The organism is Gemmiger sp. (assembly GCF_057431175.1).
Genome location: NZ_DBMDDV010000016.1, coordinates 35,965 through 61,773, shown reverse-complemented (window position 1 = coordinate 61,773; position 25,809 = coordinate 35,965). Strand labels below are relative to the sequence as shown.

General features: G+C 60.2%; 22 protein-coding genes. 10 read left to right on the top strand and 12 right to left on the bottom strand.

Going from position 1 to position 25,809, the window contains the following annotated elements:
* Positions 1-263 precede the first annotated feature (263 nt).
* The 3 genes from ACZO0A_RS07485 to ACZO0A_RS07475 form a co-directional block, all read right to left on the bottom strand.
* Positions 264-542: a helix-turn-helix transcriptional regulator gene (locus tag ACZO0A_RS07485; protein ID WP_337557255.1), complete on the bottom strand. Its 279-nt coding sequence runs from the start codon at positions 540-542 to the stop codon at positions 264-266.
* Positions 543-683: 141 nt separating this feature from the next.
* Positions 684-1,745 carry an alginate O-acetyltransferase AlgX-related protein gene (locus tag ACZO0A_RS07480; RefSeq protein WP_302375023.1) on the bottom strand — a complete coding sequence of 354 codons (1,062 nt, stop codon included), beginning with the start codon at positions 1,743-1,745 and terminating at the stop codon, positions 684-686.
* 15 nt (positions 1,746-1,760) lie between these two features.
* Positions 1,761-3,170: an MBOAT family O-acyltransferase gene (locus tag ACZO0A_RS07475; protein WP_294780916.1), complete on the bottom strand. Its 1,410-nt coding sequence runs from the start codon at positions 3,168-3,170 to the stop codon at positions 1,761-1,763.
* A 190-nt stretch (positions 3,171-3,360) separates the two neighbouring features.
* Here ACZO0A_RS07475 and ACZO0A_RS07470 point away from each other — a divergent pair, with 190 nt between their 5' ends.
* The 4 genes from ACZO0A_RS07470 (at position 3,361) to ACZO0A_RS07455 (ending at position 7,277) form a co-directional block, all read left to right on the top strand.
* Entirely contained in the window at positions 3,361-4,293 is a 933-nt protein-coding gene (locus ACZO0A_RS07470; RefSeq protein WP_302375022.1) for a hypothetical protein, read from the top strand.
* A 9-nt stretch (positions 4,294-4,302) separates the two neighbouring features.
* On the top strand, positions 4,303-5,280 hold the full coding sequence (locus ACZO0A_RS07465; RefSeq protein ID WP_302375019.1) for an alpha/beta hydrolase: 978 nt from the start codon (positions 4,303-4,305) through the stop codon (positions 5,278-5,280).
* Between the two features lie 63 nt (positions 5,281-5,343).
* Entirely contained in the window at positions 5,344-6,594 is a 1,251-nt protein-coding gene (locus ACZO0A_RS07460) for a hypothetical protein (RefSeq protein ID WP_294718184.1), read from the top strand.
* Positions 6,591-7,277, top strand: coding sequence for a DUF6320 domain-containing protein (locus ACZO0A_RS07455; protein WP_215692417.1), 687 nt, complete (start codon positions 6,591-6,593; stop codon positions 7,275-7,277). Before ACZO0A_RS07460 ends, ACZO0A_RS07455 begins: the two co-directional genes overlap by 4 nt.
* Before the next feature lie 452 nt (positions 7,278-7,729).
* On the opposite strand, the gene ACZO0A_RS07450 is transcribed toward ACZO0A_RS07455, so the two are convergent.
* From ACZO0A_RS07450 to ACZO0A_RS07410, 9 genes are all read right to left on the bottom strand, one after another.
* Positions 7,730-8,584, bottom strand: coding sequence for a prephenate dehydrogenase (locus tag ACZO0A_RS07450; RefSeq protein ID WP_417346106.1), 855 nt, complete (start codon positions 8,582-8,584; stop codon positions 7,730-7,732).
* 6 nt (positions 8,585-8,590) lie between these two features.
* On the bottom strand, positions 8,591-9,907 hold the full coding sequence (gene aroA / locus ACZO0A_RS07445) for a 3-phosphoshikimate 1-carboxyvinyltransferase (RefSeq protein WP_294780909.1): 1,317 nt from the start codon (positions 9,905-9,907) through the stop codon (positions 8,591-8,593).
* Between the two features lies 1 nt (position 9,908).
* Positions 9,909-10,925, bottom strand: coding sequence for a 3-deoxy-7-phosphoheptulonate synthase (gene aroF / locus ACZO0A_RS07440; RefSeq protein ID WP_215692420.1), 1,017 nt, complete (start codon positions 10,923-10,925; stop codon positions 9,909-9,911).
* 188 nt (positions 10,926-11,113) lie between these two features.
* The gene (locus ACZO0A_RS07435; protein ID WP_417346108.1) at positions 11,114-12,373 is read right to left on the bottom strand and encodes a shikimate kinase; all 1,260 of its coding nucleotides are present in this window, start codon (positions 12,371-12,373) and stop codon (positions 11,114-11,116) included.
* 15 nt (positions 12,374-12,388) lie between these two features.
* Positions 12,389-13,501 (bottom strand): chorismate synthase, encoded by a 1,113-nt coding sequence (aroC, locus tag ACZO0A_RS07430; protein WP_417346110.1) that lies wholly within the window; start codon positions 13,499-13,501, stop codon positions 12,389-12,391.
* A 57-nt stretch (positions 13,502-13,558) separates the two neighbouring features.
* The gene (gene aroB, locus ACZO0A_RS07425; RefSeq protein ID WP_417346112.1) at positions 13,559-14,608 is read right to left on the bottom strand and encodes a 3-dehydroquinate synthase; all 1,050 of its coding nucleotides are present in this window, start codon (positions 14,606-14,608) and stop codon (positions 13,559-13,561) included.
* Positions 14,609-14,611: 3 nt separating this feature from the next.
* Entirely contained in the window at positions 14,612-15,718 is a 1,107-nt protein-coding gene (locus ACZO0A_RS07420; RefSeq protein WP_486846190.1) for a bifunctional chorismate mutase/prephenate dehydratase, read from the bottom strand.
* Between the two features lie 166 nt (positions 15,719-15,884).
* Positions 15,885-16,727, bottom strand: a complete 843-nt coding sequence (locus ACZO0A_RS07415) for an HAD hydrolase-like protein (RefSeq protein WP_215692424.1) — start codon at positions 16,725-16,727, stop codon at positions 15,885-15,887.
* A gap of 117 nt (positions 16,728-16,844) precedes the next feature.
* Positions 16,845-17,582 (bottom strand): NAD-dependent protein deacylase, encoded by a 738-nt coding sequence (locus ACZO0A_RS07410; RefSeq protein WP_291209114.1) that lies wholly within the window; start codon positions 17,580-17,582, stop codon positions 16,845-16,847.
* 76 nt (positions 17,583-17,658) lie between these two features.
* Between ACZO0A_RS07410 and ACZO0A_RS07405 the strand changes: the two genes are divergently transcribed.
* The 6 genes from ACZO0A_RS07405 (at position 17,659) to ACZO0A_RS07380 (ending at position 25,804) form a co-directional block, all read left to right on the top strand.
* On the top strand, positions 17,659-18,546 hold the full coding sequence (locus tag ACZO0A_RS07405) for an NAD(P)H-hydrate dehydratase (RefSeq protein WP_302375009.1): 888 nt from the start codon (positions 17,659-17,661) through the stop codon (positions 18,544-18,546).
* Between the two features lie 83 nt (positions 18,547-18,629).
* Positions 18,630-19,625, top strand: a complete 996-nt coding sequence (locus ACZO0A_RS07400; protein WP_215692427.1) for a helix-turn-helix transcriptional regulator — start codon at positions 18,630-18,632, stop codon at positions 19,623-19,625.
* Positions 19,626-19,692: 67 nt separating this feature from the next.
* The gene (locus tag ACZO0A_RS07395; RefSeq protein WP_302375007.1) at positions 19,693-21,105 is read left to right on the top strand and encodes an undecaprenyl-phosphate glucose phosphotransferase; all 1,413 of its coding nucleotides are present in this window, start codon (positions 19,693-19,695) and stop codon (positions 21,103-21,105) included.
* 33 nt (positions 21,106-21,138) lie between these two features.
* The gene (locus ACZO0A_RS07390; RefSeq protein WP_302375006.1) at positions 21,139-22,293 is read left to right on the top strand and encodes a glycosyltransferase; all 1,155 of its coding nucleotides are present in this window, start codon (positions 21,139-21,141) and stop codon (positions 22,291-22,293) included.
* On the top strand, positions 22,290-23,342 hold the full coding sequence (locus ACZO0A_RS07385) for a glycosyltransferase family 4 protein (protein WP_302375004.1): 1,053 nt from the start codon (positions 22,290-22,292) through the stop codon (positions 23,340-23,342). The genes ACZO0A_RS07390 and ACZO0A_RS07385 overlap by 4 nt, the downstream gene beginning before the upstream one ends.
* 59 nt (positions 23,343-23,401) lie before the next feature.
* Entirely contained in the window at positions 23,402-25,804 is a 2,403-nt protein-coding gene (locus ACZO0A_RS07380) for a hypothetical protein (RefSeq protein ID WP_302375003.1), read from the top strand.
* Positions 25,805-25,809: the final 5 nt, after the last annotated feature.

Below are 25,809 nucleotides of genomic sequence, written 5' to 3'. Positions count from 1 at the left end.
CTAACATCTTATTCAAAAAACTGTCGTCCTCGACAATTAAAATCTGCTTCATATCCTCACTTCCTTTGCTTTTTGCAGATAGTATAACAGGCAAATGTCCGAGAATTGTTACAAGGACAAATATATTTATCATTTTACAGCTTTTTTATGTGTACTGCAATTTTATAAAAGAAAGGACAGCAGTATCATCAAATTGCTGTCCTTGCGGTTTATTATAGCTGGTAGTGTATAAGCGTGGGTTCATCATATTTGGTGTGGTATCTTTAACTATGGGAAACTCCGTTCTCCCACTTGGAGACCGTCTGGCGGCTGACGCCTAAACTCTCGGCCACAAACTCCTGCGTCATGTGGCATTGGATTCGATGGGCTTTCAGCGTCTCACCCAGGGTGCGTTTGGCGGCCCGCTTTTCCGCCCGGACTTCTTTACTGCCGATGTACTTTTTCAGCGCCCGCACGATCAGCACAAACAGGTACACGACCGCCGCCAGCAGCGCTACCGTCAGCACAAGATTCAAAATCCCCCACCATGCTGCAAATGCCATCTCTATTTCCTCCTTCGTGGATTTTTCTGCCCCCAGTATACCAGCCTATGCCGCATTACACCATCAACTATCGCGTATATTTTTGATTACATTGCAAAAAACGGCCTGTCTGCGTAGTTTCCGCAGGCAGGCCGTTCCTATTTAAAATGCTTCCAGAATTGCCAGCAGCTTATCCAGGCTGCGCTCGTTAAATTCCAAAATCAGGATATCGCACCCCGGGTGGTCGACCATATCCATCGTAAACGTGTCGATGTGCTCGCGCCAGCTGTTGGTGAACCGCGCCTGCAAATAGGGCATATAATACTCACTGAAGGAATCCCCGATGACCCGCACCGCGCGGCCGTCTTTTTCAAACAGCTGGGCGTAGCCGGGTACGGTGTAAGTCTCCTCGGCGGGCAGACTGGCATACAGCGCCGCCACATTCGCCATGTCGCCGGTCGTCGTGCCGTCGGCCTCCACCGGGTAGGCGTCAGGGGAGAGAGTCTGCATGTCCAGCGCCTCAAAAATACCGTCCAGCCCAATCAGCGCACCGATGGAGTTCCAGTGCGTGTCGGTCTTGTAGTAGAGCAGCCGTTCGGGGTTCTGCCGTGCCTGGCTGCGCAGCACATCGTACCGCCACACCACCGGCACCGTCGTGTGGCTTTGCAGGTAAGCCGCCATCAGGTCGGTACGGTTCTGCTCGTTCACGATGGGGTAGCCGTCGGGCATATACTCGCGATAGATGCGGTCCTTGCTAGGCGTCAGGTCCAACACCAGCGTACAGCCGTTGGCCGCCAGCCGGTCATTTAAGATCTGCAGCCCCGCGCTGGCCTCGGCCAGCACCTCGGCACTGTCATTCAGCTCAGTCAGGCCCTGATAATTTGCCATCGGCTGGGCCGCGTTGGGGCCGTCCTTATAAAACAGCCAGCCCTGCTTGCCGGGCAGCACCTGGTCGCTCTGGCTCGTGCCGAACAGCGCATAGTCCAGCCCGGCGTTGACCAGCACAAACTGGTAGCGGAAGGGAGAATTGTCCACCAGAAAGTTATCGAGATTCCGCGGCAGCTCCCGCAGCGGGCTGTTCAGCACCTGGGGCAGGCCGGTCATCAGGCGGTTTTCGTGGCTGTCCATCGACAGCTGTTTGGAGAACACATTGAACACCGGGAACGCCAGCCCGATGACGGCGCAGAACGCGCCCACAAAGGCAATTTTGCCCGCTTTACGCATGGTCTGCATCCTCCTTTAAAATTGGAAATAGATGAACGCGCTGTACGTGCCCGCCGTGACCCGCATCAGGCCAAAGAACAGCAGCACCAACAGCCCCGCCGCCCCGGCCAGGGACGGCGCTTTGCGGGCGTAAAGGGCTTCTTTCAGCTTGGGGCGCAGCGCCTGCAGCGGCCCGCACAGCAGGAAGGACACCGCCAGAATCAGCAGCAGCTTGGCATCCGCAAAGGCGGCCAGCGTGTAGCCCTTGGCCCCGCTCTGCCAGGTAAAGATGCCCCACAGCGCAGCCAGGCCTTCTTTCAGGCCCGGCGCACCGAAGATGACCAGCGTCAGCCACAGCACCATGACGGTGTACAGGTGGCCGAAGAACCGGGGCAGCCGTTCCAGCGCCCGGCGCAGGCCAAGGCGCTCGGCACATAAAATCAGGCCGTGCAGCAGGCCGAACACCACATACTGCCACGCCGCGCCGTGCCACAGGCCGGTGAGGGTAAACACAATGAGCAGGTTCAGGCAGGTGCGGCGCAGACGGCAACGGCTGCCGCCCAGCGGGATGTACACATAGTCGCGGAACCAGCCGGACAGCGACATATGCCACCGCCGCCAGTATTCGCCGATGGAGCAGGCGAGATAGGGGTAGTCGAAGTTTTCCGGCAGGGTGATACCGAAAAATTCACCGATACCGATGGCCATATCGCTGTACCCGGAAAAATCGAAATAGAGCTGCATCATGTAGGCCGTGTAGCCCAAAATCAGAATCGGCGCGGGCAGTGTGGCCGCCGGGACCGACGCTACCTTGGCGTAGATGAGTGCCAACTGGTCCGCGATGATGGCTTTCTTGGCAAGGCCCAGAATCAGCCGCTTGATGCCGTAGCTGAAGCGGTCAAGGTCAACTTTGCGGGCCTTGCTGCGGGGGTCCAGCTGCGGGGCCTGCTGGTTATACCGCACGATAGGCCCCGACGGCCCATGGCCGAAGAAAGCCAGGAACACCGCGAACTTAAAGGGGCTTTTTTCCGGCTCGGCGCGGCCCACGGCAACATCAACGCAGTAGCCGATGGCCGTAAACACGTAAAAGCTGATGCCCAGCGGCAGCGCAGGGGAGAGCACCGGCAGCAGCCCAGGCACAACAGCATTGATGCTTTCGGCCGCAAAGCCTGCATACTTAAAGCCGCCCAGCACGGCCAGGTCCAGCAGCACCAGCACCGCCAGCAGTGGTTTTTTGTGGGCCAGCCACCCCAGCCACAGCCCGCCCAGCCAGTTGATACAGGCCAGCAATACCAAAACGGCCGCACCTTTCAGCCCCGCCCAGGCAAAAAAGAGCAGACTGAACGCGCCCAACACGATATTGCGCAGCCGTTTGGGGCAAAGCCAGTAGACCGCCAGCGCCAGCGGCAGGAACACAAACAAAAATTGTACGGATGAAAACGCCATAGATAACCCTGCTTCAAAAAAAATTTACATTTGTAACTATTATATAGGGTATAACAAAATTCGGCAAGGTTTGCGCGCAAAAAAGTTATTTCCTGCACATTCCCGCGCATTTTGCAGGGGATATCCATAGACAATCAGGGCGGGAATGACTATAATAAAGATGTATTTTTGTGTAACGGAGGGGCCGCCCATGGAAAATCTGATCTTCGGTGCGTTTGCCACGCTGGATGGCTACCGGGAGGGGGACGCCGCCAACCTGGGCCGCACGGTCTATGACCGCTGCACCGTGGTAGCGCTGTGCAGTGCCAAGGCGCAGAACCCTGCCTGCACGGTAGCCCTGCTGACGAACGCCCCGGTGCCGGAACCGTTCGCCGCACAGCTGAAAAACGGCGGTGTGGAGATTTGGGACTGCCCCTTTACCGCCTACCGCGTCCCCGCTGAGACAAACTGGGCACTGGCCTACTACAAGCTCTGCGCCATGGCGTGGGTGCTGGCCCACAAGGATTTTGCCCGCGCCTGCATGGTCGATCTGGACACCTTCACCCAGCACCCGCTGGACGACCTGTGGCGGGAATGTGACGAGGCCGTACTGCTGTATCAGGTGCCCCACGCCGCCAGCCAGACGATGACCGCTGCCATCAGCCGCTGCTATGACACGGTAGAATCGGACGGTGCGCCCCACAGCTTAACGCATTTCGGCGGCGAGCTGGTGGCGGGCAGCAAGGTCCGGTTGGCTGATTTTATGGCGCTATGCCAGCAATATTTTGACGAATTGCAGGCCCGGGGCATCACCCCCAAGGAGGGTGACGAGGCCGTCTGGTGCGGCGCGGCCTACCGCAGTCTGCGGGCAGGGCAGCCGGTGCGTGCCGCCAACGCCTATATTTTCCGCTACTGGCTGGGCGGTCGTTTTTACTATGTATCGACGAATTATCAGCTTGACCCGGTATGCATCCTGCATCTGCCCGGGGCAGCCAAGGACCGCCAGCTGAAACTGATTTATAAAAAGTACACGAAGCGCGGGGCGTTCCCGCCGCCGGACGCGATCCACCGCCTGTGCGGCCTGCCCGCCGCCCATCCGCCGCTGCTGCGCACCCTTTGGACGCGGCTGCTGGCCAAGCTGTAAGGAGCCGCTATGCCCAGAAAAAAGACCGACCTCAGCCAGCGTTTGGAGGCTGTCATCAAGACGCTGGTGCCCCAGCAGGAGCAGAACCCCGACGACCTCGGCCCTATGATGCGGGCCATCAAGGCCGTACACAGCATCAGCGACCATACCTCGACCACGCCGGAGGATCTGGAGCACCAGCGCGCCGCGCAGGAGTTGTTTGGGCGGCTGGTCACGCCAAGCATCGGCATCCGCAATGACAGCCTGACGGTGGGCAGTATCCCCGCCGAGTGGGTCAGCCTGGAGCACGGCCACGACCGCCACCACGCGGTTTTGTACTGCCACGGCGGCGGCTACACCTGCGGCCAGCTGGGCTATGCCCGCATTCTGGCCAGCAAGTTGGCACTTGCCACCGGGTTTGACGTGCTCTCGTTTGAGTATCGCCTTGCGCCCGAGCATCCGTTCCCCGCCGCTATTGAGGACGCCGTTACCATGTGGGATTACCTGATGTACATGGGCTACGGTGCGCGGGACGTGATTATTGCGGGCGATTCCGCCGGGGGCAACCTGGCTTTGGAGCTGGCGTTAAAGCTGAAAGAGCAGGGCCGCGCCCAGCCGCGGGGGCTTTTGCTGTTCAGCCCCTGGACCGACATGACGGCCAGCGGCAAGAGCTACCGCACCTGCAAAACGCTGGACCCGATGCTGACGATGGAGTACATCGCCGCCGTGCGCGAAGCCTACACCGGCCCTGATGCCGATTGGTCCCGCCCGTGTTACAGCCCGCTGTTTGCCGACCTGCGCGGCCTGCCGCCCGTGCTTGTGCAGGTGGGCACAAACGAAATTTTGAAGTCCGACAGTGAACAGTTGGTCGAAAATTTACAGAAAGCCGGGGTCTACGCCCAGCTGGAAGTTTACCCCGAGTGCTGGCACGTTTTCCAGCAAATGCCCATCCGCCGCGCCGCCGTCGCGATGGAGAGCGCGGGGCGATTTGTGCAGAAGATTATTTGAGGAAACATAATACAACACCTCCCGGGAGCCTCCCCTTAATCCTTTAGCAGAGAAAGGAAAAACATGTCCGATTCATGGTACAAAGTTGATAACGTCGCCAAGGTGTTCCTGGCTACGGCGTCCCAGCGCGACCCGCGGGTGTTCCGCGTCTCCTGCACACTGCAGGAGGACATCGATCCCGACACGCTGAACACCGCCCTGCGCGCCACCGCGCAGGAATGGCCGCAGTTCCAGGTGACACTGCACCGCGGTTTGTTCTGGCATTATTTTGAGTCCACCGACCTTGTCCCCACGGCCCAGCCGGAGAATAAGGCCCCCTGTGCGCCGCTGTACACGCCGGAGCGCCGCAATAAACTCATCTACCGCGTGACCTATTTCGGCGCACGCATCAACCTGGAAATGTTCCACGCCATTACCGACGGCAACGGCGGGCTGCTCTACTTAAAATCCATCGTGCGCAACTATCTGGCCCTGCGCCACCCCGGCCAGCTGGACGACGTACCTTCGCCCAACAGCGCTTCGGCGGCCGACTTGGTGCAGGACAGCTTCCGCAACTTTTACGGCGGCACAAAGCGCGATAATGCGGCCAAAAAAGTCAAGGCCTACCGCCCGCGCGGACTGCGCCTGCCCTACGACCAGCTGCAATTTTTTGAAGGGCATCTGAGCGCCAAACAGGTGCTGGAACGCTGCCACGCGCTAGGCGTCTCGATGACAAGCTACCTCGGCGCGTCATTCATGCTGGCGATCTATCACGATATGCCCGCGCTGGAACGTAAAAAGCCTATCTGTATCAGTCTGCCGGTCAACCTGCGCAACTACTACCCCAGCGAGACGGCCCGCAACTTCTTCAACTCGGTCTATGTCACCCACACGCTGACCGATGCTGACACGCTGGAAACCGTCGCCCCGGTGTTTGATGCCAAGCTGAAAGAGGTCTTAAAACCCGAGAACATTCGCGCCCAGATGGACGAGTTCGAAAAGCTCGAACATATGCCCGGCATCCGCCCGGTGCCGCTGGTCGTGAAAAACGCCACAGTCAAGTTGTTCACCCGCTTGGAGGACCGCTATGTCACGGCGGTCGTCTCCAACATGGGCCGGGTGACGATGCCCGAGGAACTGAAACCCTACATCCACAGCTTTGCAGCGTTTTCCAGCTGCAAAACGCTGTTCACGGTCGTCTGCTCCTACGGCGACGACCTTGTGCTGGGTACGGCATCGGCGCTGCGCAGCACGGCCATTTTGCAGCGGTTCTACCGCGAGCTGACCAAGGCCGGGCTGGATGTCACGCTCTATGCCACGGAGGTGGAGAAATGAATACCTGTCCGCACTGTCATATCCAGGTCGGTGGGGATGCCCGATACTGCCCGCTGTGCCAGAACCGCCTGCCCGGCTCGGCGGGGGAGCCATACTTCCCGGCCACCGCGCCGCGCATCCACCGCGCGTCGCTGCTGTACAAAATCGTGGCGTTCGTGCTGTCGGCGCTTGTCGTCGTGGGCGGCGCATTCGACTTTCTGCTGCTGGAAGAAACACCCCACCGCCATTTCAGTGTGCTGATGGCCGTCTGGGCCGTCGCCCTCCTGCGGGTACTTCGCGCCGTGCTGCGCCGCCGATTCAACGGCCCGCGCCAGATTTTCAACCTGCTGCTGCTCGTCTCGGCGCTGTTGGTCTTTACCGACTGGTTCAACGGCTACACCGGGTACAGCCTTGATCTAGTCGTGCCGATTTTGTGCTGTGTGGCGCTGGCCTGCAACTTTATTTTTGCGTTCTTGCGCAGCAATTTCACCGCCAACGCACTGGTGTACCTGCTCATGAACATTGGTATCGGCGTTCTGCCGTATATTTTACTGTTCTTCCGCATTGATTACGACGGTAAGCTGGACGCCCACAGCATCCCCTGGGTCATCTGCCTGATTTTGAGCATCATCACATTTTTGGGGCTGGTCATCTTCCGCGGCCGCGACTTGAAAAACGAACTGGTCAAGAGACTGCATATGTGATTTTATCCCCAGTTGTAGGGGAGGGTAGTGATTGGGGTGCTGGTACTGCGCGTGGGCAGAAAAATCAACGTATAAACATGCAAAAAGAAAAGCAAGTACGCCGGATTTTGTCCGATGTACTTGCTTTTTGTCGTTTTCTGTTGTAAAAAACAAGAACCGCCACTCGGCCAAGTGACGGTTCTTAGAGTTATCTGGTTCCTGTTACTAAAAGCCAACCGCTTGTCGCAGTGCCTTTTCTATTTATGGCAATACCGCATAATTCTAAGTGCCGATACGGCGAGTGAGGTGCGGCAGCTGCTAAGCCAAAAGCGCAGATAATACTGGATGTCTTATCGAGCATTTTGGCAACGCAGATGCCGTGCCGCAGCCGCCGGAGCGGTGCTTAAGCCGTCAGGCGGGAATTGTGCGGTATTGCCTTATGTTATCCCACAAATCTTTCGTTTCGTCAACGCTTATTTCTTATCAAACGCTTCGCGGCGCTTGGTGGACAGGCGGAACATCTCTTCCAGGCCTTCCCGGTCGTCGTTGACGAGCTTTTCCTTCATATCCTGCAAGGCGCTGTCAAACATATCGATCTCCGAAATCAGGTTGTCCTTGTTCCACAAAAACAGCTCCGCCCACATTTTGTCGTTGATACGCGCAATTCTTGTCAAATCCCGGAAGGAATCGCCGGTGTAATTCGCAAGTTCGGAGTTATCCGCCGCACACATCAGGCTGACGGCGATTGCGTGGCACAGCTGGCTGACATAGCCGATCATGTGGTCGTGCTCGGCAGGGGTCAGTACGCTGATTCGCTTGAAGCCCAGCGCCTCAGCCAGATCGCGGCACCAGTCGATGCCCGCCTGGGTGTTTTTCTCCGTCGGCGTGATGATGAAGTTGGCCGGGGCAAAGTTGACCTCGGCGCTGTGGGCAATGCCGCTCGTCTCGCGGCCTGCCATCGGGTGGCTGGCGATGAACTCCACTCCATCAGGCAAAGCAGCCTGCACAGGCTCAACCACGCCGCGCTTGACGCCGGAGACATCCGTCACCATTGTGCCGGGGCGGATATATTGGCCGTACTGCGCGACCCATTCCAGCAAAACGGTGGGATAGAGGCCGAACACGATGCAGTCGGCCGCCCGGATCAAATCCTCAAAATCCGCGTTTTTGCCTGCGCGGATATAGTCATGCTGCAAGGCATAGTCCAGCGTCGCCTGGCTGTGGGTAATGCCGGTCACGCTGTAACCCTTCTGGCTCAACACCTGGGCGTATTTGCCGCCCAGCAGTCCCAGGCCGACAATCAGATAGTTCTTGCTTTTGTCCAGCATACAAAATCACGCCTTTATGTCAAATTCATTCGTTTTGTCCGTGGAAAGCTCCACCTTGGCACCCAAGCCGCGCAGCACGTTCCAGAACGCGGGCCAGCTCTTGTCCACAGCCTCGGCCCCGCAGAGCAGGGCAGGCAGGCCGCTGGCAATGGCTGCCACGGCCAGTGCCATGACAATGCGGTGGTCGTTGTGGCCAGACAGCGGCGCGTTCGGCGCGTGGAGCGCCACGCCCTGAATATGCACGGTGTCGCCGTCCACCTCAATGCGTGCGCCCATCTTTTGCAGCTCATCCCGCATAGCTTCGATTCGGTCGGACTCTTTCAGGCGCAGACGGCCCGCGTTGGTGATGACTGTTTCGCCACTGCAAAAGCAGCCCAGCGTGAACAGGATCGGCCCCAGGTCCGGGCAGTCGGCCAGGTCGATCTCGGTGGCTTTGAGCAGGCTGCGGTCAAAGTGGTAGCCGCCCTCGACTTCCTTAAATTTGCCGCCGCAGCGCTTTAAAATGTCCAAAATGACCTTATCGCCCTGCTGGCTGTCGGGGTTTAAGCCGGTGATGGTGATGCCGCCGATGACGCAGCCCAGCACAGCCAGGAATGCTGCCTGGCTGTAATCGCCCTCGACTGCAAAATCGCTGGCCGTGTACCGCTGCGGCGCGGCCACGCGGTACATCATGCTGCCATTTTTACGGGCGCGGGCCGACACCTTGACGCCGAACTGCTGCATCGCGTCGATGGTCAGATCCACATAGGAATGGCTCTCGTAGGGGGGCAGGACCTCGATGCTGCTCTCAGAGTCCATCAGCGGCGCGGCAAACAGCAGGCCGCTGATGAACTGGCTGGACACATCGCCGGGCAGGGTGAACCCGCCGGGGCGCAGGCGGCCAAAAATCGTGATGCCCTCGGGCGTCTGCTCAAAATGCAGGCCTTGGCGGTCAAACAGCATTTGATACACTGCCTGGGGGCGGTCAAACAGCCGCCCTGCACCGGTAAAGCGCACTTTCTGGGCCGTCAGGCTGAACAGCGGTATCATAAACCGCAGCGTCGACCCGCTTTCGTTGCAGAACACCGGGCGCGTCACCGTCACAAAGCCTCCTGCTGTGCCGTGGCCTTTGATGGTCAGGGAGTGGGGCTCCTCGGTGATTTTGGCACCCAGCTGGGCCGCTGCGCCCAATGTGGCGCGGATGTCCTTGCTGTACTCGATATTCGTGATATGGCTTGTGCCGTCCGCCAAAGCGGCGCACAAAACTGCACGGTGGGCCGCACTTTTGCTGGGCGGCACTGTGGCTGTGCCGCTCAGGCGGCTGACATGAATCTTCGCGTCCAATTTACATCTCCCGGCCGATGGCGGCGGCGACCTTGCGGCACTTGGCGATCACATCGGCAAACTTATCGGGTTTCAGGCACTGCGCGCCGTCGCTCCAGGCGTGGGGCGGGTCGTCATGGACCTCAATTTCCAGGCCGTCCGCACCGGCGGCCACTGCAGCCAGGGCCATGCTCTCGATGTACTTGTAGTCACCGGTAGCGTGGCTGGGGTCGACGATGATGGGCAGGTGGGTCTTTTCCTTGATGACCGGCACAGCGGACAGGTCCAGCGTGTTGCGGGTCGCGCGCTCAAAGGTGCGGATGCCGCGCTCGCAGAGGATGACGTTCTCGTTGCCGCCCGCCATGATGTACTCGGCAGACATGATCCACTCCTCGATCGTGTTTGCCAGGCCGCGCTTGAGCAGAATGGGCTTGTGCATCTTGCCGACGGCCTTGAGCAGCTGGAAGTTCTGCATATTGCGCGCGCCGATCTGCACGACGTCGACATACTCCTCGAACTCGGGGATATGGATCTCGTCCATCAGCTCACTGACGATGGGCAGACCGGTCTCCTCGCGGGCCTTGACCAGGTCGAGGATGCCCTCGGTGCCCAGACCCTGGAAGGAGTAGGGACTGGTGCGGGGCTTGTATGCGCCGCCGCGCAGGAAGTTTGCGCCGCCCGCCTTGACAGCCTTTGCCATCTTGATGGTGTGGGCCTCACCCTCGACGCTGCAGGGGCCGGCCATCACGGCGATGGGGGACTTACCACCGATTTTGACGCCGTTGACGTCCACGACGGTGTCCTCGGGATGGAACAGGCGGTTGGCGCGCTTGTAGGGGGCAGACACACGGGTCACGTTCTCGACCCAGGGGTTGGCCAGCACGTCTTTTTCAGCAATTTTCGTCGTATCACCGACAAGGCCAAAGACGTTGTAATCCGTGCCACGGATCAAGGTGACGGAAAGGCCCTGCTTCTCGAAATTGTCAACGATGCGATCCAGTTCAACCTGGGGCGTGCCTTTTTTGGTGGAAATAATCATGGAGGAACCTCTTTTTTATATACTTTTTACTCTATAAAACAAACCTTTGGCTTCCCCCTCGGGGGAAGCTGTCCGCCGCAGCGGACTGATGAGGGCAAGCCTTACAAATACTGCTTTTTCACGGCAGGCCGCATAAACTTTGCCCTCATCCGGCGCTTCGCGCCACCTTCCCCCTCGGGGGAAGGCTTTTACAGCGTCTCATCCGCTTCAAACAGTTCTACTGCTTTATTCACGGCTTCGGTCAAGGTGCCGTTATTCTCCAAAACGGCGGTGGCGGCGGCCTCGTACAGCGGTGTGCGCTCGGCTTCCAGCTGCTTTAAGGCAGCCCCGCCCTTCGAAAGGGGACGCCCGCCCGTAGCCAGGCGTTCCAGCGGGCGGCGCACCCACAGCACCGGGCCGTTCTGGCGCAGGGCGCGGGTGTTGGCCGGATTTTTGATGACCCCGCCGCCGCAGGCGATGACCTGGCTGTTGTCCTTGGCAACCTCGGCCAGCACTTCCGCCTCATAGCGGCGGAAAGCAGCCTCGCCCTCCTGGGCAAAGATGTCGGGAATATTATGCCCGGTGCGGCGTTCAATTTCCGCGTCCAGATCCACAAATCGCTTGCCCAGCCGCTTGGCCAGCGCCGCGCCCACCGTGGATTTGCCGCAGCCCGGCATCCCGATGATGGAGACATTCGCCAGCTCGTGCCGCAGACGGCGGCTGACAGCGGGGATGAGGGCCGCCGTATCCAGCTGCCTGCCGGTGAAATGCTCAGCCGCAAACACGGCCTGGGCTACCAGCATCTCAAAGCCGCCAGCCGCAGTCACACCGCAGTCCTCGGCCCGCAGCAGCAGCTCGGTGCGGAAGGGATTGTACACTACATCCAACACGGCTTCCAGTGCAGGGAAGGCTTTCGGGTCGATCAGGCATTGCCCGACATTCGGGAACATCCCGCAGGGTGTCGTGTTGACGATGATTTGCACATCGCGGCGGTGCATGGCCTCACTGTACAGCAGCGCACCGTCCTTACCGGTGCGGCTGGCGGTCAAAATTTCTTTTGCGCCGCCGTCGCGGCAGACCGCTGCGACCGTCGAATGCGTACCGCCTGCACCCAGAATCAGCACGGTTTTATCGGCAAAATCCACGCCGTGGGCCTTGGCCAGGTAAGCAAAGCCCGCGTAGTCGGTGTTGTAACCGTACAGCTTGCCGTCCCGGTTCACAATGGTGTTCACCGCACCGATGGCCTTTGCCTTAGGGTCAACCTCGTCACAGTAGGGAATGACGAGCTGCTTATACGGTATCGTCACATTGATGGCCGCAAACGCGCGTTTTTCCATAAACGCGCGGGCTTCTGCCTCGGTGGGCAGGGGGAGCAGGTCGTAGGTGTAATCCGCGATCTGCTCATGGATGATCTTGGAGTAGCTGTGGCCCAGCTTGCCGCCGATCAATCCGTACAGCGGTTGCTGCATAGTGTTCACTTCCTTTTACTCTTGGGGCAGGCCGTGCTTTTGGGCCAGGGTGCCGTACCGCACGGTCAAAAGGTCCAGCAGCCCGAAGGCCGTCAGGGTGTTCTGCACCACGGCGGCACGGGGCACAATGCAGGGGTCATGGCGGCCCTTGATCTGCAATTCCCCGTCGGTCTTGCCGATATAATCCACGGTATGCTGTTGTTTATAGATGCTGGGCGTGGGTTTGAGCACCGTGCGGAACACGATGGGCATACCGTTCGTGATGCCGCCGTTGATGCCGCCGTTCTTGTTGGTGGCAGTGGCAACCGTATCACCGCGCATCGTGAAGGGGTCGTTGGCCTGGCTGCCGCGCAGGGCGGCAAAGCCGAAGCCCGCGCCAAACTCGATGCCTTTGCAGGCGGGAATGGCGAACATCAGATGGGCCAGCTCGCTTTCGACGCTGTCAAACCATGGTTCGCCGATACCGGCGGGCAGCCCGGTGACGATGGTCTCCAGAATGCCGCCGACACTGTCACCCTCGCTGCCCGCAGCGCGGATGGCCGTCTGCATGTCCTCCTCTTTTGAGGCATCCAGCAGGGCAAAATGCCCGGGCTGCGGGTCGGACATCACCAGTCCCGCAGCGCTGGAAAGGGGCGCGTCCTGCACGCCTGCGCACTCGGCAATGTGGGTGTAGACTTTTACGCCCAAGCTGTTCAGCACGGTCTCGCAGATCGTGCCCGCCGCGACGCTGGCCGCCGTGATGCGGCCGGAGAAATGCCCGCCGCCCCGTGCGTCCTGAAAGCCTTCATACTTAGCGTAGGCCGTGTAGTCGGCGTGGCCGGGGCGCAGCAGGTCAGCAGTCTTGGCGTAATCACTGCTGCGGGTGTTCAGGTTGCGGACCATCAAGGTGATGGCTGTGCCGGTCGTGTGGCCGTTGTAAACGCCGGAGAGAAATTCCACGGCGTCGGCCTCGGTGCGGGCGGTGGAAAGCCCATCCCCCCGGGCGCGGCGGCGATCCATGGCTGCAGCGATGGCGGCCTCATCCACAGGCAGCCCCGCAGCCAAGCCATCCAGCACCGCCCCCACCGCAGGCCCATGGCTCTCACCAAAAATCGTCATACTGACGGTATTTCCAAAGGTGTTTTTCATAAGTTTATCTCTTGTATATCTCCGCAGGGGTCGATGCAAGCATCCGCCCCTGCACACTCAATCTATGCCCAAGAAAGTCGGCAGCTCGGTCATCGGCAGCTTATCGGCGCGCCAGCAGCCAAGGCCGGGGCACTTGATGATGGTGATGGAATCCCCCCGGGCCTTTTTGTCGTGCTGCATGTAGGCCAGGACTTTTTCCTTGTTGGCCCCGGTGCGGGTGGGCAGGCCCAGCGTGCGGTAGATCGCCCGGGTACGCTTGAGCAGAGCATTGTCCTCAATCATCGGCAGCATGCCCAGCGCGACGCACTCGCCGTGGTACAGCCCGGTCGTGCGGCGGCCGCGCACACCGCGCACGGCCTCGATGCCGTGGCCGATGGTATGGCCAAAGTTCAGGCAGGCGCGGACGCTGCCCTCGCGCTCGTCCTGTTCGACGATCTTCTTTTTGAACTTCAGACTGCGGTAGACAATCTGTTCAATATTTTCCTCGGGGTGCTCGCACTCAAACAGGGCGAACAGCTGCGGGTCGCCGATGATGCCGGTTTTCAGCGCCTCGGCCAGGCCGTTGACGATCTGGCGGCGGGGCAGGGTCTTCAGTGTGTCAAAATCGACGAGCACGACCTTCGGCTGCCAGAACGCGCCGACGATGTTTTTCGTTTCGCCCAGGTCGATGGCCGTTTTGCCGCCGATGGAGGAGTCCACCTGGGACAGAACCGTCGTGGGGCAGTTGACGAAATCGATGCCGCGCATATAGCTGGCAGCACAGAAGCCGCCCAGATCACCCACAACGCCGCCGCCCACGGCGACCAGCAAATCCTTTCGATCCATGCCAAATTCCAGCATGGCCTGCAAGACCTGGCCGTAGACTTTCAGGCATTTGCTGCCCTCGCCCTGGGGGATGGTGTAGACGGTGGCTTCCTGGCACTGGCCGGCCACGATCTTGGCGTAGTCGGCAGGCACGCCGGAATCCGTCAGCACAAAGACCTTGCGGCCCTGCACGTTGGTAAACTGGTGGAGGTTGGCAAGGCAGCCGGCCTTCAAAATAATATCGTAGCTGCGGCTTTTAAGCTGCATCGTCAGTTTCATGCTTCGCACATCCTTTTTCTTCATGGCTTATTTCTCCGTACCGTCCAGGGTGAACGCACCCAACAGCCGCAGGGTACTGCAAACAGGGGTCAGGGTGTCCAGCAGGGCCTGGCACTCTGCGCCGGTACTGCCCGCCGGGCAAACCAGCTGCACATAGAAATAATATTCAAACGGAACATGGGGCAGGGGGCGGCTCTTGATGCACTCCATGTTAAAGCCACGTGCGCCGATCTGATCCAGCGCGGCGGCCAGCTGGCCGGGCTTGTGGCGTGCTGTGAACAGCAGCGCCAGCCGCTGGCCCTCGCCGGTCATGGTGGGGGCGGTGTCGGCGCGTTCAATGACGATGAACCGCGTCGTGTTGTCGCCTTCGGCGTTGATGCCGGGGGAGAGAATTTGCAGCCCGTACAGTTCCGCCGTCTCGGCGCTGGCAATGGCCGCAACGGTGGGGTCGCCCAGCTCAGCCACATGGCGGGCGGCATCGGCCGTGTTGCCCCAGGTGGCCGTTTTAAAGCCGTGCTGCTGCACAAAAACGCTGCTTTGGGCCAGGGCCTGCGGGTGGCTGACAACGGTCTTGATCGTCTCTATCGTCGCGCCGGGCACAGCTACCAGGTCTTGCCGGATGTGCATATCGCACATTCTGGAAACGATGATTTCGGGGTGGGTGTACAGCAGGTCCAGCACGGTGGAAACATCGCCCGCGCTGGAATTTTCAAACGGCAGAACGCCGAATTGCGCGTCGCCCTTCTGCACAGCGTCAAAGACCTCGCCCCAGGTGGCAAAGGCGGATTCCCGCGCAAAGGGGAAGAGCCGCCGCAGCGTGATATGGCTCCACGCACCGGGCACACCCTGATAGGCGGCGGTGTCCCGGCCCAGCTGTGCCCGCTGATACGCACGGGAAACCGCCATGGCATCGTTTAAAAATGCGCGGTAGTAGGGGCGCAGCGTCTCATCGGCGATGCGGGCCGTGTTTTTGTCCAGCACAGCAGCCTCCCGCGCGGCGTCAAAGACCGGCTTGCCGGTCTCGGCCTTATAGCGTGCCACATCGGCCACCGCGCACATCCGCCGCTCAAACAGGGCGGCCATCTCCGCATCGACCATATCAATTTCTGCCCGGGCCTGCTGTAATAAGTCCATACATGAGGCTCCTTTTCCCAGATGAATTTTGCATTTCCGCAGCGCCCCGCCCCTACGGTACATCAGCATGACACGCGCTGTTTATTTATGCAGATAATTATAGTTAGTATACCATAAATAAAGCGCCGTCACAAGAGTGACGGCGCGAATTTTGGTGTATTTTAGCTTACCCGTGCAGGGCGCTGCGCAACGCGGCCAGCAGTTCAGCCTGATATTCCGGGCTGAAGGTGCCGTGCAGCAGCTTCGGCAGGGCTTCCTCCTGCAAGCGCCGCCAGCTGTCGGCCTCGCGGCCCGGCAGAATCGGCACAAAGGCCACGCCGTTGGCGGCGGCGGCCTGGGCGTCGCCCATAGCGTCACCCACCATCATGACCTTGCGGCTCTCATACCCGCAGGCCAGCATTGTGGCGATGGAGTTTGCCTTGCTGCCCACTTCCTGGCCGAAGATGACATCCGCGTGACGGGCCAGGCCGTAACGCTTCCACTCACTGGCAATGGCGCTCTCGTTCGCGGCGCTGACAACGGCCACATCGGCGACCGCGTGCAGCTGGCGCAGGCTTTCTTCTACACCGGGGAACGGCTCAAACGTCGGCTCCAAGGCCTGGATGCGGCGGTTGCAGGCATTGTTCCACTCCTGCAATTTGCGCAGGGCCAGGCTGCCTGTCTTTTGCAGCTCCCGCTGCAGGCTGGCCGTAGAAAGCTCGTTGGCGGTATCGACCCAGGCGGCAATATCCTCGCTGCCGGGAATCTCGATGCCGCGGTTTTTCAGCCGGTCAAACACCAGCCGCACGCTCTCAAACCGGGAGATGCCCCGGGTGATGGTGTGCAGGTTGATCTCGTCCCAGGCTGCCGTGATAAACTCCGCGTAATCATCCAGCGCAAACACGCGGATGAGCTCGGGGCACATGACGGTCGAATGCTTGATGCGCACTGTGTCCATCACGCAGCCGTCGGAGTCCATACAGACCAAAAATTCACGTTTTTTGGTAAAATCCGTCAGTGCGTTTGCCATAAAACCGTCCCCCTCTATGTACTGTTCCCTATAAAAACGCTACGAATCTATCATAACAAAAATCCCCGGCGTTTTGCAATGCCTTTTTTGAAAAAACCATAGATTTTTGTGTAAAAATTACGCCTCCACATTGTCATTGGGGTCCAGCGTGCGGCCGATTGGCTCGTGGATAAGCAGATTGGCCATGGCGTCCGCCGAGGTGGGCTGTTTGTTGATGACGACAAGGTTGTCACCCCGGAAATACCGCAGCAGCCCCGCCGCCGGGTAGACCGCCAGACTTGTGCCGCCGACAATAAGGGTGTCGGCCTTGCGAATGGCGTTCACGGCGTTTTCCATCGTCTGCTCGTCCAGGCCTTCCTCGTAGAGCACAACGTCGGGCTTCACGATGCCGCCGCACTCGTCGCAGCGGGGTACTCCGTCGCCGACGCCGGCCGCATCCTCAATAAAGCTGACCGGGAAAAATTTGCCGCAGCGCGTGCAGTAGTTGCGCAAGGTAGAGCCGTGCAGCTCATACACGACCTTACTGCCCGCCGCCTGGTGCAGGCCGTCAATGTTCTGGGTCACAACGGCCTTGCACTTTCCCTCGCGCTCCAGCGCCGCCAACCGCAGGTGGGCCGCGTTGGGCTTTGCGCCGTGTACGATGAGCTTCTGGCGGTAGAAGTCGTAAAATTCATCGGTGTGTCGTTCGTAAAAGCTGTGAGAGAGCATCGTCTCCGGCGGGTATTTGAACTTTTGATGGTACAGCCCGTCCACCGAGCGGAAATCCGGGATGCCGCTCTCGGTCGAGACGCCCGCCCCACCGAAAAAGACCATGTTTTTTGTCTCTGCCAAAATTTCTTCCAATGCGCGGATCATGCAAACTGCCCCTTTCGTTTTCGCCGCAAATGCTTTATAATATACTTATTATAATACATTCTCGGAGGGATGCAAGATGCAGCAGGAAATCACGCGGGAACTGGTGCAAAGCTGGCTGCCCCGGCGGCAGGCGGACAGCAACAAGGGCAGCTACGGCAGTGTACTGGCCGCAGCGGGGAGCCTTGCCTACCGCGGCGCAGCGGCCCTGTGTGCCGAGGGCGCATTGCGCGGCGGCGCGGGGCTGGTGTACCTGGCCAGTGTGGAGCCGGTCGTGCAGATGGTGCTGGCCCGCACGCCGGAATGCTGTGCCTGCGGCTGCCGCACGGCGGCGGGTGGGGGCATCCACCCCCAGGACGCCGCCGCACTGCGCAGCTGGTTTGCCGAAAAACACGCCGTTCTGCTGGCCGGGCCGGGCTTGGGGGAGGGGGCAGGGGAAGTCTGCCGCGCCCTGCTGGGCAAGAATCCGCCGTGGGCGGGTGCGGTGCTAGACGCCGACGCACTGAACGCGCTTGCGGCGGGCAGGCTGCGGGACCCCTTGCCGGGAAATACCATCCTGACGCCCCACCCCGGCGAGGCCGCGCGACTGTTGGGCTGCACCGTGGCCGATGTACAAGCCGACCGGGAGCAGGCCGTTTTGCGGCTGGCAGAAACCTATCACTGCGTCGCCGTTCTAAAGGGCAGCGGCACGTTGATTGCCGCGCCGGGCGGGGAGCTTTTGCATAACGCCGCCGGCAACGCCGGACTGGCCCGGGGCGGCAGCGGGGATATTCTGGCCGGGCTGACCGCCGGGCTGCTGGCCGCCGGGCTGAAGCAGAACCGCACCCCCGCCCAAATGGCCGCCTGCGCTGTCTGGCTGCACGGCACTGCCGCCGACCGCTGTGCCCGCCGCCGCAGCATGACCGCCATGCTGCCCACGGATATTTTCGCGGATTTGGGGGAGATTTTGGCGGAGATGGAGTTGTAAGGGGCGGCGTCCCTCTTGCCCTCTCCCTTTATAGGGTGTATAATAGGACTATATCTGCATATTGCCGGAAAGGAGCCGTTGTTATGCCGCGCAAAGAAGGCCAAAAACGCAAGCTGCTTGTCCTTTTGGAGATTCTCGCCCGCGAGACGGACGAAAAACATCCCCTCAGCGTGCCGCAGCTGGTGGAAGAATTGCAGGAGCATGGCGTCGTGGCCGAGCGCAAGAGCGTCTACGATGACCTGAACACGCTGAACAACCTGCCCGATTCCAAGTACGAAATCGTGCAGCAGCGCGGCCGCGGCGGCGGCTACTATATGACCGAGACTCCCTTTGAGCTGGCCGAGTTGAAACTTCTGGTGGACGCTGTCTACGCCAGCAAATTTATCACGGCGCGCAAATCCAAAATCCTCATTGACAAGCTGGGGCAGTTCACCTCGAAATACCGGCAGGCGGAGCTGGACCGCAAGGTTCTGGTCAGCGGCCGCATCAAGAGCACCGACGAGAAAATCCTTTACACCGTCGATGCACTGCACACTGCTATCACGGCAGGGCAGCAGGTACAGTTCAAATACTGCGACTGGAACCTGCAAAAGCGGATGACCCCGCGCCACGACGGCCAGCTCTACCGTGTCAGCCCCTGGGTGCTGGTTTGGGAGAACGGCAACTATTACCTCATCGCCTACACCGAGGGGCGGCTCAAGCACTATCGCGTGGACAAGATGCAGAACGTCCACCAGCTGCCCGACACCACCCGCGAAGGTTCCGAGGAATACGCAAATTTTGACGTGAATGCCTATATGCAGCAGATGTTCGGCATGTTCAACGGCCCCCTGAAGAGGGTGACGCTCCTGTGCGAGAACCGCTTTGCCGGGGCGATGATCGATCGGTTCGGCACCGGGCCGATCTTAACGCCCTGCCCCGACGGCGAGCATTTCACAATGACCGCCGAGATTCAGGTCAGCCCGCAGTTTTTCGGCTGGGTGGCCGGTTTTGGCACCGGCGTCGTCGTCTCCGGTCCGCCGGAGGTCCGCGCCGAGATGAAAAAGACCTTGGATCAGCTGCAGGAATTGTACCGCTGATTTGCAATAACAGTAGAAATATGGTAGAATAGATTGTTTACTTCTACTTGTTTCACGGAGGCTACCCTTGCTGGAAAAAAACCAACGCTTTAAAAGCCTGCTGTTTGTGCTGCTGGATGCAGCGCTGCTGTTTGTGGGCTTTCTGCTTGCCAACTATATTCGTTTTAATTATGTCCGCTATTTTGAGCCCGGCGGTGCCGGCCCGGCCTTGGCCGTGGCGCAGGATCCCCGCAACATCATTGCCGGGCTGGCCACGTCGCTGGTGCTGGTGCTCATCTACTGGGTGGCGGGCATTTACAACAATGCGCGGCTGCACGGCCTGGCCGAGCGCTGCACCAAAATTGCCATTATCAACGCAGCGGGCCTCTTGATTTTCATTGGTGCGCTGTATTTACTGCACTTGGACGACTACTCCCGCATTGTGCTGGCGCTGTTCTACATTCTCTCCACCGCCGCCGTCGTGTTTGAGCGGATGGTCCTGCGCTGGGTCGACCGTGCCCGCCGCCGCAAGGGGCTGGGCCTGCGCCACATTCTGCTGGTGGGCGGCGGCAAATCCGCCGCACTCTATCTGCGTGCGCTGGAGCATAACCCCTACTACGGCTTCGTCGTGGACGGCTATCTTGCCAAAGTGGAAGAGCCCGGCCTGGGCGTAAAGTTCCTGGGCGGGTATGACAACCTGGCCGCCAAGCTGGACGAAATCGCCGTGGATGAGGTCGTCGTGGCGCTGGAAGCCGACGAAATCGAATTATTGCCCCACGTTTTTGCCGCCTGCGACAAAAACGGCGTGCGCATTACGATGGTGCCGTTTTACAGCGACTACCTCCCCGCGCGGCCGACCATCGATGTGCTGGACGAGTGCAAACTCATCAACGTGCGGCAGACGCCCTTTGACAACCTGCTCAACGCCGCCGTCAAGCGCGGGCTGGATATCCTCGGCAGCCTGATCCTGATTATCCTGACCAGCCCCATCATGCTGGTCACGGCCATCGGCGTCAAGCTGTCCAGCCCCGGGCCGATCATCTTTAAACAGGAGCGTATTGGTCTGAACAAAAAGCCCTTCATGATGTACAAGTTCCGCTCCATGCGGGTCAATGTGCAGCAGGAGACAGGCTGGTCCACCGACTACGACCCCCGCAAGACCCACTTCGGCAGCTTTATCCGCAAGTTCAGCCTCGACGAGCTGCCCCAATTCTTCAATGTGCTGAAGGGGGATATGTCCCTCGTCGGCCCGCGGCCAGAGGTGCCCTTCCACGTCGAGCACTTCAAAGAGGAAATCCCGCGCTATCTCGTGCGCCAGCAGGTACGCCCCGGCTGCACGGGCTGGGCACAGGTCCACGGTCTGCGCGGCGACACCGACATTGCCGAGCGCATCCGCTACGATATCTGGTACATCGAAAACTGGACCGTGGCGCTGGATATCAAGATCATCTTCCGCACGGTGTTCGGCGGCAAGATGGTCAACGACGAAAAATTGCAGTAACGCGCCCCGCGTTACCGAACAGGAGTGTCCGTCATGAGCAAAAAGGAACCGAAAGTTGCCATCGTCCACGACTGGCTCGTCGGCTATGCCGGCGGCGACCGCGTTGTGGACGCTATGAAGCACGTTTTCCCCAATGCTGTCATCTACACCCTTGTGTACGACCCCAACAATATGCCCGAATGGTTCAAGAGCTACGATATCCGCACCAGCTGGTTCCAGAAGGTGCCGTTTTCCAACAAGCTCTACAAGGCCATGCTGCCATTGATGCCCACCGCGTTTGAGGCGTTCGATCTGACTGAGTACGACCTTGTGCTGTCGTCCTGCTCGTCCTGTTCCAAGGGTGTTATCACCCGGCCGGATGCCGTGCATATCTGCTACTGCCATACGCCCATCCGCTATGTGTGGGATTTTTACTACACCTACCGCGCCAATGCCAACTGGCTTGCCCGCCTCGTCATGCCGGGGCAGATGCACAAGATGCGCGTCTGGGACAAGTGCGCCGCCGACCGCGTGGATTATTTTATTGCCAACTCGCATTATATCTCGCAGCGCATCAAAAAATATTACCGGCGTGACAGTGACGTGATCTACCCCGGCTGCCACATCAACGAAGCACCTTTTGTCGAAAAAGAGGATTTCTACCTCACCGTGGGCCGCCTGACCTGGTACAAGCGCGTTGATCTGGCCGTGCAGGCCTGCACGAAGCTGGGCAAGCGCCTCGTCGTCATCGGCGGCGGGGGAGAACTGGATAAGCTCAAGGCCATGGCCGGGCCGACCGTGGAATTTCTGGGCGGCGGCCTTTCCGACGAGGAAGTGCGCAGCTACTACCTGCGGGCCAAGGCGTTCCTTTTCCCGGGTGAAGAGGACTTCGGCATCACGCCGGTGGAAGCCCAGAGCGCGGGTACGCCGGTGCTGGCCTATGGCCGCGGCGGCGCGTGCGAGAGTGTTGTGCCCGGCAAGACCGGCTACTGGTTCAAAGAGCAGACCGTCGAAAGCCTGGCCGACTGCATCGAGCGGTTTGAGCGCGACGGCGTTGCCTATTCTAAAGAAGAAATTCGCGAGCACAGCCGCAGTTTCAGCGAGGAACGCTTTGAGCGTGAGCTGAAAGAATACTGCGAGCGCCGCATGGCCGACTGGCAGCAGGAATTGCTCGACTGCTCCCACTGGGAGAAGGAGGAACTGGATTGAATCCCATCGTCATCAACGGCACGGTACTGTGTGATAATATCACCGGCATCCCGCGCTATGTCTATGAAACCGTCGTCCGGCTGGATAAACTCATTGAGGGCACCGGCCTGGATGTGCGGATTGCCTACCGCGACGACGGCCGCCCCATTCACCTGCCGGAGCTGAAAAACATCCAGCTGGTGCCGCTGAAAGCGGTCAAATATTTTTACAATTTGGCTGTGCTGCCCGCCTACCTGCGCCGCACCCATGCGTTTTATGTAGGCCTGGCCAGCGATATGCTGCTGACCAAGCGCAGCGTCACCGTGCTGCACGATATCCGCCCGCTGGTCATGGACACCGACAAGGGCTTTTTCCGCTTCAAGTTCTGGGTACACTGTCTGTCCACGAAGTGGTTTGCCCAGCGGGTGTTCACAGTCAGCGACAACCAGCGCCACCTCATCAGTGAAAAGCTCGGCATCCCGCTGGATAAAATCGGCATCACCTACAACGGCTGGGAGCATATGAAGGGTGTGACCCCCGACGAGAGCATTTTTGAAAAGATGCCCGGCGTCCAGAAAGGGGAGTACTACTACGCTCTCGGCAGCCTTGCCAAGCACAAGAATTTCAAATGGATCCGCGAGGTCGCCCGCCGCAACCCTGACAAGACGTTTGTGGTGGCAGGCGGCAAGGACCTTCGGGCCTTCGGCGATGATAACGAAGCCAAGGACACACACAACGTATTCTACCCGGGCTATGTCTCGGACGCCGAGAACGCCGCGCTGATGCAGCACTGCAAGCTATTTTTGCACCCGGCCGTGTTTGAAGGGTTCGGCATCCCGCCGCTGGAAGCGCTGGCCTTGGGCGCGCCCATTGCACTTGCCAACGCCACCTGCCTGCCGGAACTGTACGGCGATACAGCGCGGTATTTCGACCCCTATGACTATGATGTAGACCTGGACGCGCTGGCCGCCCAGCCCGTAGCCGCGCCCGATGCGGTCCTGCAGAAATACAGCTGGGACAAAACCGCTGATTTCTGGCTGCATGAGATTGAAAAGTACGCGAAACAGTGATAAAATCCTTCCCCCAAGGGGGAAGCCTTATTCACACTGAAAGGAGCCGACTGCGCCCCATGTTTTTCCTGATAACGATCTTCCTCACGGCGCTGGTCTCTGCGCTGTTCGGGCTTTTGCCCGGAAAGCTTCAGCGACGCAGCGTCATAAAGCAGGACATCGTCTGGGCCGTCGGCCTATGGTTGGCCACCTGGCTGTTCGCGGTCTTTGCCTACCACCGCCCCGGGCTGACCATCGGCTTCAATGCGTTCCGTCTCGTGGCCGTCACAGCGCTGAACGGCTGGACCGGTTTCGTCACCGCCGGGCTGCGCAGCTTTGGCCGCAAGGGGCTGAAAGCCGTTGTTCCGCTGCTGCTCGTCACGGCGCTGGGGTTGGAAGTATTCGTCGGCAACGTTGCCTACTTCAACACCCACAGCTATGAGCCGTTCCAGCTCGTTGACTACCTCGACGAGAACATCAACGTCGGGCGCGGGCTGGGCACGATTTCGCTGGACGAGGGCCGGACCTATCTGCGGTTTCTGAACATCGACCGCCCCATCTACAACCTGCGGTTTGACGGCATCGTCAATGACGATACCGACCTGCTCCACGCAGACAGCGCCGTCACCTTCACCATCGAGGGCACTGACGCGGCCAACACCCAGCTGACCCGCTTTGGCAGCTGGCAGGTCGGCCTGCAGGCCCCGCGCACCCACACCATCAGCCTGGATCTGACCGGCAATGTCAACATGATGACGCTGACCGCCGCCGGGTACAGCTCCACCTACGCGCAGTTTCCGGTGGCGCTGACGTTCAGCGGCATCACGGCGAACGCCCCGCGGGCGCTGAATTTCTCGGTTCTGCGTTTTATCGCGGTATTTCTGGCGTTGCTGACTGTCTATGGCCTGCGCCCGGCCAGCGGGTTATGGCACCGCCGCTGGCTGGCGGGCAATGTATGCGACCGCGCCGCAGCCGCCGTGCTGGGCCTGGTTCTGGCCGCCTTTGTGGTGGTCGTGCCTTTCTGGGAGCCGGGCAACACCGGCCTTGCTACAAAAGATTACAACACCGCATTCTGGGACGGTAAGAGCACCGTCAGCTTCGTCTACCAGCAGTACGGCGCACTGGCCCACAGCCTGCTGAATGGCCGCCTGGATCTGGAGGCCGACCCGCCCGCCGAGCTGCTGGCGTTGGAGAACCCCTACGACGCCGGGGCACGGGATGCGGCGCAGATCAACGATATCCACTGGGATCACGCCTTCTATAATGGGCGCTACTACGTCTATTTCGGCATTGTGCCGTGCCTGTTGTTCCAGCTGCCCTTTGAGGCGCTGACCGGCATCCAGAATCTGGCCTATGCGCCCTGCATGGTCGTTCTAGGGCTGCTGCTCCTCGCCGCCTGCTTCGGCGTGGTGGGGCAGGCCGTGCGCCGGTGGTTCCCGCAGACCTCCGCCGCCGCGTACCTGCTGGCCGTGGCCGCTGTGGTGCTGGGCAGCCAGCTGTATTACCTGCTGGTGCGTCCCTACATTTATGAGTACGCCATCCTCTGCGGTGCGGCGCTGCTGATGCTGGGGCTGTGGCTCTGGCTTTCCGCCGCCAGCACCCCGGTGGAAAAGCGCGGGGCGATTTTAGCCAAGCTTGCCTTTGGCAGTCTGTTTGCAGCGCTGGTGGCCGGGTGCCGCCCTCAGATGGAGCTGTTCGCCTTTTTGGCTGTGCCCATCTTCTGGCAGCGGTACATTGGGCAAAAGCGGCTGTGCAGCCGCGCCGGGGCAGGGGAGGCCGCCGCTTTTATCCTGCCGGTGGTCGTGGTCGCCGCCGGGCTGATGTGGTACAACGCCGCGCGGTTCGGTTCGCCGCTTGACTTCGGTGCCAACTACAACCTGACCGGCAACGATATGACCCAGCGCGGCTTCAATGCCGTGCGCATCGGGCCTGCCGTGTTTACCAGCCTGTTTGAGCTGCCCAGCTGGCAGGGCGTGTTTCCCTTCCTGCGGGAGACGGACGTCCAGACGAACGCCGTCATCCGCACCATCAGCGAGAAATTCACCGGCGGTATGCTGGCCGCCACGCCCTACCTGTGGGTGCTGGCGCTGCCGCTGCTGCCCGCGTTCCGCCGCTGTCTGCACCGCCGCCGCGCCGTGGCGGGCATTGTCTACGGCGGCATCGCCGCCATGGTCGTTATGACCGTTGTGGACTGCGAAATGGCCGGGGTGCTCTACCGCTATCTGATGGATTACAGCCCGGTGCTGCTCGTCGGGGCGGCGCTGTGCTGGTTCTGTGCCGAGGGCGCACTCAGCCGCCGCGCCGCCGTGGGGGATGCCACCGCCGCTGCCGCACTGCCTGCGCTGCGCGTGGTCATGGCTGCCGCCGTGGCATACACCGCCGTTTACCGCTTCTGCACGCTGTTCGCCATGGAGCCGTGGCTGCAGGGGCTGAACCCTTCACTCTATTACACTGTCAGCCGCCTTGTTCAATTCTGGATGTAAATTTC